Below are 8,405 nucleotides of genomic sequence, written 5' to 3'. Positions count from 1 at the left end.
CGGGCTTGCTCGCGAATGCGGTGTGTCAGCTACACATGAGTTGACTGACCCACCACCTTCGCGAGCAAGCCCGCTCCCACAAGTCGACCGAGTGCAGCCCGCCACCACCGCACTGCTTTGCTTTTCTGTGGGAGCTGGCTTGCCTGCGATGCAGACACCTCGGTCCATCAGGTACACCGGGTTGATGCCATCGCAGGCAAGCCAGCTCCCACCTTTGATTGAGTCCCAGCTTCCAGAATCAGGTCGGCTGTCAGGCCGCCTTGCTTTCGCTTTTGATCTAACCACTAGGCCGCCGTACGGGCGAACCCCCCGCCCGCCATCACCAAAAAACCGGATATGCCCCCACCTCAAAAAACCACAACAAGCCTAAATCCCCCACCGCCTGGTGCGTCTCCAGAACATGAAATCCGCGCGCGCGCGGATCGCCAGTTTGGTCACCCCACCCGCGTATTGAGGGATCGAGAGATGTCAGTCGCTACCAGCCGTATCGAAGACGCCCCGGTGCACGCCAGCCCGGCGTGCGCAGAAACACTCTACCAATTCGAAGAAACCCCGATACTGGCCCGCCAACGCCAGCAGGAATCCAACGCCCGCAGCTATCCTCGGCGTATCCCCCTGGCGCTCAAGCGTGCCAAGGGCATCTATGTGGAAGACGTTGAAGGCCGTCGTTTCATCGACTGCCTGGCCGGCGCTGGCACCCTGGCGTTGGGCCACAACCACCCGGTGGTGATCGAAGCCATTCAGCAGGTTCTGAGCGACGAACTGCCGCTGCACACCCTCGACCTGACCACTCCGGTGAAAGACCAGTTCGTGCAGGACCTGTTCGGCCTGCTGCCGACCGAACTGGCACGTGAAGCGAAAATTCAGTTCTGCGGCCCCACCGGCACCGATGCCGTCGAAGCCGCACTGAAGCTGGTGCGCACCGCCACCGGGCGCAGCACCGTGTTGTCTTTCCAGGGCGGTTATCATGGCATGAGCCAAGGCGCGCTGAGCCTGATGGGCAGCCTGGGGCCGAAAAAGCCCTTGGGCGCTTTGCTCGGCAATGGCGTGCAATTTCTGCCTTACCCTTACGACTACCGTTGCCCCTTCGGCCTGGGCGGCGCCGAAGGCGTGCGGGTCAACCTGCATTACCTGGAAAACCTGCTCAATGACCCGGAAGCCGGCGTGTTGTTGCCGGCGGCAGTGATTGTCGAAGTGGTGCAGGGTGAAGGTGGCGTGATCCCGGCCGATCTCGACTGGCTGCGCGGCCTGCGCCGCATCACCGAGCAAGCCGGTGTGGCGCTGATCGTCGATGAAATCCAGAGCGGCTTCGGGCGCACCGGCAAGATGTTTGCCTTCGAGCACGCCGGCATCATCCCGGACGTGGTGGTGATGTCCAAAGCCATCGGCGGCAGCTTGCCGCTGGCGGTGGTGGTGTATCGCGACTGGCTCGACACTTGGTTGCCAGGCGCACACGCCGGAACATTCCGTGGCAACCAGATGGCGATGGCGGCGGGCTCGGCGGTGATGCGCTACCTCAAGCAACACGACCTGGCCGGCCACGCCGCCGCCATGGGCGAACGCCTTGGCGAGCACCTGCGCATTCTGCAGCGCGACTTCCCGCAGTTGGGGGATATTCGGGGACGTGGGCTGATGCTCGGCGTGGAACTGGTCGACCCGAGCGGCGCCGTCGATATCCAGGGCCATCCGCCTGTGCATCGCCAACTGGCGCCGCTGGTGCAGCGCGAATGCCTCAAGCGTGGGCTGATTCTGGAGCTGGGCGGCCGGCACGGCAGTGTGGTGCGCTTCCTGCCGCCGCTGGTGATCACCGCCGCCGAAATCGACCGCGTTGCCGAGATCTTCGGCCGCGCCCTGGCGGCAGCGGTCGCCAACCTCTAATTTTTCGCACGCTTGGTACGTTTCTACAGATATCGGCGCTGCGCGTGGTGCGCAGCCAGTTCTATGAGCGATGGAGAACAGCAATGACCTCAGTATTTGACCGCGACGACATCCTGTTTCAGGTAGTGGTCAACCACGAAGAGCAGTATTCCATCTGGCCCGACTACAAGGCCGTGCCGGAAGGCTGGCGCACCGTTGGCAAGAGCGGCATGAAAAAAGAGTGCCTGGCTTACATCGAGGAAGTCTGGACCGACATGCGCCCGCTGAGCCTGCGCCAGAAGATGGATGGCGCTGCGCTGGCGGGCTGACACGCTGCAATCCAATGTGGGAGCGGGCAAGCCCGCTCCCACATAAGGCGTTATTGCGGTGGGTTGGTGTACAGGTAATCCGTCGCCAACGAAGCCAACGTCCGTACCCCCACCACCAGCGCCGACTCATCCACAAAGAAGCCCGGATTATGATTCGGCGCCGATTTGCTCATGTCCTGATCCCTTGGCGTCACCCCCAGAAACACAAACAGCCCCGGCGCTTGCTTGGCATAGAACGAAAAGTCCTCCGCGCCGCCCACCAATGGGGCCTGTACCACATCATCCTTGGCCGCCCAGCGCAGGCTTGGCAGCATGCTCTCGGTCAGCGCCGGGTTATTGATGGTCGGGTCGTACTTCTCGATGATCGTGACTTCGGCCTTGGCGCCGCCACTCTCGGCGATTTTCTCTACCGTCTGGCGCACGTCGGCGTGCAGCTTCTGACGAATGCCGTAGTCGTAGGAGCGAATGGTGCCGCTCATGTCCACCGACTCGGGAATGATGTTGTAGCGCGTGCCGCCGTTGATGGTGCCAATGCTCACCACCGATGGAAATGACGAGATGTCGGTGCGACGGCTGACCACGGTTTGCAGGCCGACAATGGTCTGCGCGCCGACGGTGATCGGGTCGATGCCGTCCCAAGGGCGGCCGGCGTGGGTCTGTTTGCCAAGGATCTTGATGCGCAGGTCATCGGAGCTGGCCAGGGTCGGGCCCGGGCGGTAGGCGATTTGCCCGGCAGGCACGCCGGCCCACACGTGCAGGCCGAATACCGCGTCGGGCTTGGGCGCTTGCATCACGCCTTCCTGCACCATCATCTTCGCGCCCCAGGTGTTTTTGCCGTCGGGGATAAAGTCGCTTGGGCCTTCTTCGGCCGGCTGGAAGTAAAACACCACCGTGCCCGGCAGACGGTCGCGCATGCCGGTGAGAATCTTCGCCGTGCTCAGCAGGATCGCGGTGTGGGCGTCGTGGCCGCAGGCGTGCATCACGTCGACTTCCTTGCCCAGGTAGGTGCCCTTGGCTTTGGAGGCGAAGGGCAAGTCCGAGACTTCCTTGACCGGTAACGCATCCATGTCCGCGCGCAGGGCCACGGTGGGGCCGGGCAGTGCACCTTTGAGGACGGCGACGACGCCGGTGCGGGCCACGCCGGTTTTCACCTCAAGGCCCAGGTCGCGCAGTTGCCTGGCAACCAGTTCGGCCGTGCGCGTTTCGGTGTTGCCCAGTTCGGGGTGGGCGTGGATATCGCGGCGGGTTTCCAGTAACGCCGGTTCAAGGATTTTTGCCTGCGCGGCGATTTCCTCCCGGGCGCTCTCCTGGCCGCTGCTGGCGGCAATCACTGCACTGCTGGCTAGCCCGCAGAGCATTCCGAAAACCCATGGGTGTGTCAGACCGTTCAAACGCATAAGTACCTCTCCCTCTTTATTGTTGTGGTTCTCTCTCCTGCACGGTGCCGGCAGTGACCACCTGCACACTCAAGCGCGGCGTCGCCAGGTCGAGCCCGGCTTCATCCAGCTGACGCTTGAGCGCCAGGTTGAACGCCCGCGACACTTCCCACTGCTTGATCGGCGCGGTCTTGAACCGCGCCCGCAGGATCGCGCTGCCGGACTCAAAGCTTTCCACGCCCTGAATCTCCAGCGGCGACCAGATGTTGCGGCGTTGCAGTGGGTCGTTGCGCATTTTCTGGCCGACATCGCGCATCAGTTTGATCGCGTCATCGATTTCCATGTTGTAGGGGATCGCCACGCGGAAGATCGCGTAGCCAAATTCCCGTGAGTAGTTTTTGATGCTCTTGATTTCGCTGAACGGAATGGTGTGCACGATGCCGTCGATGTCGCGCAGGCGCACGGTGCGGATGGTCAGGCCTTCGACCGTGCCGAGGTGGCCGCCGACGTCCACGTAGTCGTCGATGGCCAGCGAGTCTTCGATGATGATGAACAGGCCGGTGATCAAGTCCGCCACCAGCGACTGTGCACCAAAACCGATGGCAATACCGATCACACCGGCACCGGCCAGCAGCGGCGTAACGTTCATGCCCATGTTCGCCAGCGCCACGATGGCGGCGATGATGAAAATGGTCACAAACAGCACGTTGCGGATCAACGGCATCATCGTCTGCGCACGCGCGTTCGCGAGGCCTTTGCGCGAGCGGGTCAGGGCGTGGTGGATGGCGGTGTCGCTGAGGATCCAGATCAGCCAGGCAAACAACAGCGTGCCGCCAAGGCCAAACAGCTTGACGCTGATTTCATGGCCGTCGCCTTCGGTAAAGCGAATCATCGACAGGCCCCATACGCGCAGGCCGAGTTCGATAAACACCAGCCACACCACTAAGTGAGCCAGGGTATACACGAAGCTTTTCAGGCGATCGGAGTACAGCGCGTGGCGCTTGTGCCCGCGTTGTGGCTTGAGCGCATGGCGGCGCACCAGGCCGTTGATGACCATGCACAACACCAGCAACACCGTGCACAACAATGACTGGCGCAAGGCGGTGCTGGTGTCGCCGGCGGACAGGAAGGTGGCGAACAATGAAATGCCCACCAGCAACAATGCCGGCAAGTACCAGAAGGTGCCGATGATCGACAGGGTATCGGTGAGGGCACGGCGCGTAAGGCGCCGCGACAGCGGCTGGTTGCGGATCAGGTGCGCGATCGGCCGGCGAAAACGCAGGATAAACACGCCGGTGGACAGCGCCGCCATCACATTGGCGACCGTCGCCGCCGTGTGGGCCAGATGCTGGCCCAGGGCCGTTACCAGCCGTGGGTCGCTCAGGGCTTCGCCAAAGGCGGCGAAACTGCCGATCCACCACAATGGACGGAACGCTTGGTGACGCAGGATATACAGCGCCCGGTGGCGGTGCGGGCCGTCGAGTACGGAGAAGGCAATCACGCAGATGGCCGAGAAGCAGGTGCCGACCACCAGCGCGTAAGCCAGCACCATCGCCAGGGATTTACCCAGGGACGAAGGCAGGGCGTAGCTCAGGTAAACGGTGATCACCAAGGCGATCAGCCACGGCCCCAACTTGCGCAGGGCGAAGCGCAGCATGTCCCAGGTGCGCGGGTGTTGCGGCAGTTCTTCGGGCAGGCCGAAACGTTCGCGTAGACGGTGGCTGAGCCAGATCAGCGCGGCGGCCAGCAGGCTCCACACGGCCAGGATCACGGCAAAACCGAAGATGATCGGCAGCCATTCACTGGCGGGCAGCATCAGGGCGCCGAGTTCATCCTTGGCCAGTTCGACTTCGTTGGACCAGCGTTGCACCGGGCTGTCGGCGCCGGAGAACTGCTGTTCGAGGTCGGACAGCGTGCTGCCGATCAACCCGAGCACGCCTTGTTCGGCAGCGGGTTGGGCTTTTTGCGTGGCTTCGCGCAGTTTCTTCAGGTCGCTCAACAGCTGGGTGCGCTGCTGGTCGTTTTCGAGGGTCTTGATCACCTCGTCCAGCGACTGCCCCAGCGGCACATCGGCCTGGGGTTGAGTCTTGTTGGCGCTGCCGAGCAGGCCGGGCAAGCTCACGGCTTGGGCAGGCGCTATCGGCAGCAACATCAGCAGGGCAATCAGGCAGTAGCAGGGCAGAGCAAAAAGACGCGAGAGCACGAGGCGGTCAACCTTGAAAACGACGAATTGACCGAGTGTACGAGGCCGTTATGCCCAATGCGAGTGCATTTGTCATTCCGCCAGTTTGGCGAGGATCTTGTAAACCACGGTGCCGAGGATCAGCAGCATGCCAATCCACATGCCAAACACGCCGACCGGCTTGTCGCGAAAGTTGAAGCCGACGGCCAGCAGGATCATGCCGATGAGGATCGGGATGAGCATGGCGTGGAAGGAGGACATGGAGATCATGGGGCGACGGCCTTGTCGGAGTGGGAATACTGACAAGTCTAGGTCGGATTATGGAAAGTGCAGATGATGCAGGTCATGTGTACCCACAACTGAATGTGGGAGGGGGCTTGCCCCCGAATATGCGGTGTCAGTGACTGAATCTGCCCACTGATGGACCGCCTTCGCGGGCAAGCCCGCTCCCACATTTGACTGTATTCACAGATCAAGTGGGGGCGCAGGTTGCCTGCGATGGTCGCGCCCTGACATCAGGGCAGATCGCGGCTCGCGTAGAACGCACCGAGCACCTTCACCAAATGCGCCAGGTCATGGCTGCCACACAGCTCACGGATCGAGTGCATGGCAAACGTCGGCAGGCCGATGTCCACCGTGCGCACGCCCAGGTGGCTGGCGGTGATCGGGCCGATGGTCGAGCCGCAGCCCATGTCGCTGCGCACCACGAAGCTCTGCACCGGCACTTCCTGGGCCATGCACAGGTGGCGGAAGAAGCCGGCGGTTTCGCTGTTGGTGGCGTAGCGCTGGTTGCTGTTGACCTTGATCACCGGGCCCGCGTTGAGTTTCGGGCCGTGGTTGGCGTCGTGTTTCTCGGCATAGTTTGGGTGCACGCCGTGAGCATTGTCCGCCGACACCAAGAGTGATTTCTGAATGGTGCGTACGAATTCATCACCCTCAGGCAACAGGCGGCGCAATGTCTGTTCCAGCATCGGGCCATCGGCACCGCACGCCGAGCAGGAGCCGACTTCTTCGTGGTCGTTGCACACCAGCACACAGGTTTCGTCGGTTTCGCTGGTGAGCAAGGCTTGCAGGCCGGCGTAGCACGACAGCAGGTTGTCCAGGCGCGCACCGGCGATGAAGTCACCATTGAGGCCAATCACCGCGGCGCTTTGGGTGTCGTAGAAGCTCAGCTCGTAGTCGAGCACCACGTCGGCGTTCAAACCATGTTCACGCGCCAGTTGCTCGGTGAGCACGGCGCGAAAGTCCACGCGTTCGTCACCGGCAAATTGCGCGAGGATCGGCGGCAGCTCGGTCTGCGCATTGATCGCCCAGCCCTGGTTGGCTTCACGGTTCAGGTGAATGGCCAGGTTGGGGATGATCGCGATGGGCAGCTTGAAGTCGATCAGTTGGCTTTCGACTTTGCCGTCACGGCGGAAGGTCACGCGGCCGGCCAGCGACAGGTCGCGGTCGAACCACGGCGCCAGCAGCGCGCCGCCGTAGACTTCCACGCCCAGCTGCCAGAAGCCCTGGCGTTGCAACTCCGGCTGGGGCTTGACGCGCAGGCACGGGCTGTCGGTGTGGGCGCCGACCAGGCGAATCCCGCCTTGCAGCGGCGAGTGGCGGCCGAGCTTGAAGGCGATGATCGACGAATCGTTACGGGTCACGTAGTAACGACCGTTGGCCTCGGTGGTCCAGGTTTCGCGCTCGTCGAGACGCTGATAACCGGCCGCTTCCAGGCGCTGGGCGAGGGCGGCAGTGGCATGAAAAGGAGTAGGGGAGGCCTTGAGGAAGTCGATCAGGCCTTGATTCAACGCTTCGCGCATAAATAGCTCCAGACAGCAATGCGCGGAGTTTACCGTTCGATGGCAAGAAGTGCACAGAACAAATGTGGGAGCGGGCTTGCTCGCGAAGGCGGTGGATCAGCCAGCCTATCTATGACTGACACACCGCATTCGCGAGCAAGCCCGCTCCCACATTTTTGATCTCATTGCCCACTCAGAACGGCGCAGGGCACTCGAAGCGCAGCCGCTCGCCGCTTTGCGGGTGGGTGAAGCTCAGCATGCTCGCGTGCAGGCACAGGCGTGGCCAGGCGGCCAGGGCTTGTTCGTGGGCGTACAGGCCGTCACCCAACAGTGGATGCCCGATCGACAGCATGTGCACGCGCAATTGATGCGAACGCCCGGTGATCGGTGTCAGCTCGACGCGGCACCAGTCGCCGCAACGCTCCAATACCTTCCAGAAGGTCAGCGCGTGTTTGCCGAACTCGTGGTCGACCACGTGGCGTGGCTTGGTCGGCGGGTCGTAGCGCAGGGGCAGGTCGATGCTGCCGCTGTCCAGTGCCGGCTGGCCCCACGCCAGGGCGGTGTAGGCTTTTTCGGTTTCGCGGTCGTGAAACTGGCGCGACAGCTCGCGGTGGCTATCGGCGTCCCGCGCAAGCAGGATGATCCCTGAGGTTTCCCAGTCCAGACGATGGACAATGCGGGCTTCGGGGTAGCCGTTTTCCTGCAGGCGGGTGATCAGGCAGTCCTTGTTGTCGTCGGCGCGGCCGGGCACCGAGAGCAGCAGGGTCGGCTTGTTCACCACCAGGACAGCGTCGTCCTGGTGCAGGATATGGATAGTGGACAGCGGCATTAAACAGCCTCGTAACAAACGCCAACGGCGGCTCGCCCACCCGGTTCC

General features: G+C 62.7%; 7 protein-coding genes. 2 read left to right on the top strand and 5 right to left on the bottom strand.

Annotated elements, in window-relative coordinates:
* Positions 1 to 465: 465 nt before the first annotated feature.
* Together ACP7B3_RS05955 and ACP7B3_RS05950 are read left to right on the top strand one after the other, a co-directional pair.
* On the top strand, positions 466 to 1,878 hold the full coding sequence (locus ACP7B3_RS05955) for an aspartate aminotransferase family protein (RefSeq protein ID WP_145158805.1): 1,413 nt from the start codon (positions 466 to 468) through the stop codon (positions 1,876 to 1,878).
* 83 nt (positions 1,879 to 1,961) lie between these two features.
* Positions 1,962 to 2,186 carry an MbtH family protein gene (locus ACP7B3_RS05950; RefSeq protein ID WP_028617283.1) on the top strand — a complete coding sequence of 75 codons (225 nt, stop codon included), beginning with the start codon at positions 1,962 to 1,964 and terminating at the stop codon, positions 2,184 to 2,186.
* A 50-nt stretch (positions 2,187 to 2,236) separates the two neighbouring features.
* On the opposite strand, the gene ACP7B3_RS05945 is transcribed toward ACP7B3_RS05950, so the two are convergent.
* The 5 genes from ACP7B3_RS05945 to ACP7B3_RS05925 all read right to left on the bottom strand — a co-directional run bounded on the left by ACP7B3_RS05945 (position 2,237) and on the right by ACP7B3_RS05925 (position 8,357).
* Positions 2,237 to 3,583 (bottom strand): amidohydrolase, encoded by a 1,347-nt coding sequence (locus ACP7B3_RS05945; RefSeq protein WP_426178420.1) that lies wholly within the window; start codon positions 3,581 to 3,583, stop codon positions 2,237 to 2,239.
* Positions 3,584 to 3,599: 16 nt separating this feature from the next.
* A complete protein-coding gene (locus tag ACP7B3_RS05940; RefSeq protein ID WP_426178418.1) occupies positions 3,600 to 5,765 on the bottom strand; it encodes a mechanosensitive ion channel domain-containing protein in 2,166 nt (721 codons plus the stop codon).
* Positions 5,766 to 5,837: 72 nt separating this feature from the next.
* Positions 5,838 to 6,014, bottom strand: coding sequence for a hypothetical protein (locus tag ACP7B3_RS05935; RefSeq protein ID WP_178119653.1), 177 nt, complete (start codon positions 6,012 to 6,014; stop codon positions 5,838 to 5,840).
* A 245-nt stretch (positions 6,015 to 6,259) separates the two neighbouring features.
* Entirely contained in the window at positions 6,260 to 7,549 is a 1,290-nt protein-coding gene (locus tag ACP7B3_RS05930) for a M18 family aminopeptidase (protein WP_094951467.1), read from the bottom strand.
* A 172-nt stretch (positions 7,550 to 7,721) separates the two neighbouring features.
* On the bottom strand, positions 7,722 to 8,357 hold the full coding sequence (locus tag ACP7B3_RS05925) for an RluA family pseudouridine synthase (protein WP_106576508.1): 636 nt from the start codon (positions 8,355 to 8,357) through the stop codon (positions 7,722 to 7,724).
* Positions 8,358 to 8,405 lie beyond the last annotated feature (48 nt).

Source organism: Pseudomonas sp. TWRC1-2 (genome assembly GCF_049896685.1).
GTDB lineage: Bacteria > Pseudomonadota > Gammaproteobacteria > Pseudomonadales > Pseudomonadaceae > Aquipseudomonas.
This window is presented reverse-complemented; position numbering and strand designations above follow the sequence as displayed.

Excerpts from the sequence above, each read along its gene's own strand:
- ACP7B3_RS05955 (WP_145158805.1), top strand. The coding sequence starts at position 466 with ATGTCAGTCGCTACCAGCCGTATCGAAGACGCCCCGGTGCACGCCAGC.
- ACP7B3_RS05950 (WP_028617283.1), top strand. The coding sequence starts at position 1,962 with ATGACCTCAGTATTTGACCGCGACGACATCCTGTTTCAGGTAGTGGTC.
- ACP7B3_RS05945 (WP_426178420.1), bottom strand. The coding sequence starts at position 3,583 with ATGCGTTTGAACGGTCTGACACACCCATGGGTTTTCGGAATGCTCTGC.
- ACP7B3_RS05935 (WP_178119653.1), bottom strand. The coding sequence starts at position 6,014 with ATGATCTCCATGTCCTCCTTCCACGCCATGCTCATCCCGATCCTCATC.
- ACP7B3_RS05930 (WP_094951467.1), bottom strand. The coding sequence starts at position 7,549 with ATGCGCGAAGCGTTGAATCAAGGCCTGATCGACTTCCTCAAGGCCTCC.
- ACP7B3_RS05925 (WP_106576508.1), bottom strand. The coding sequence starts at position 8,357 with ATGCCGCTGTCCACTATCCATATCCTGCACCAGGACGACGCTGTCCTG.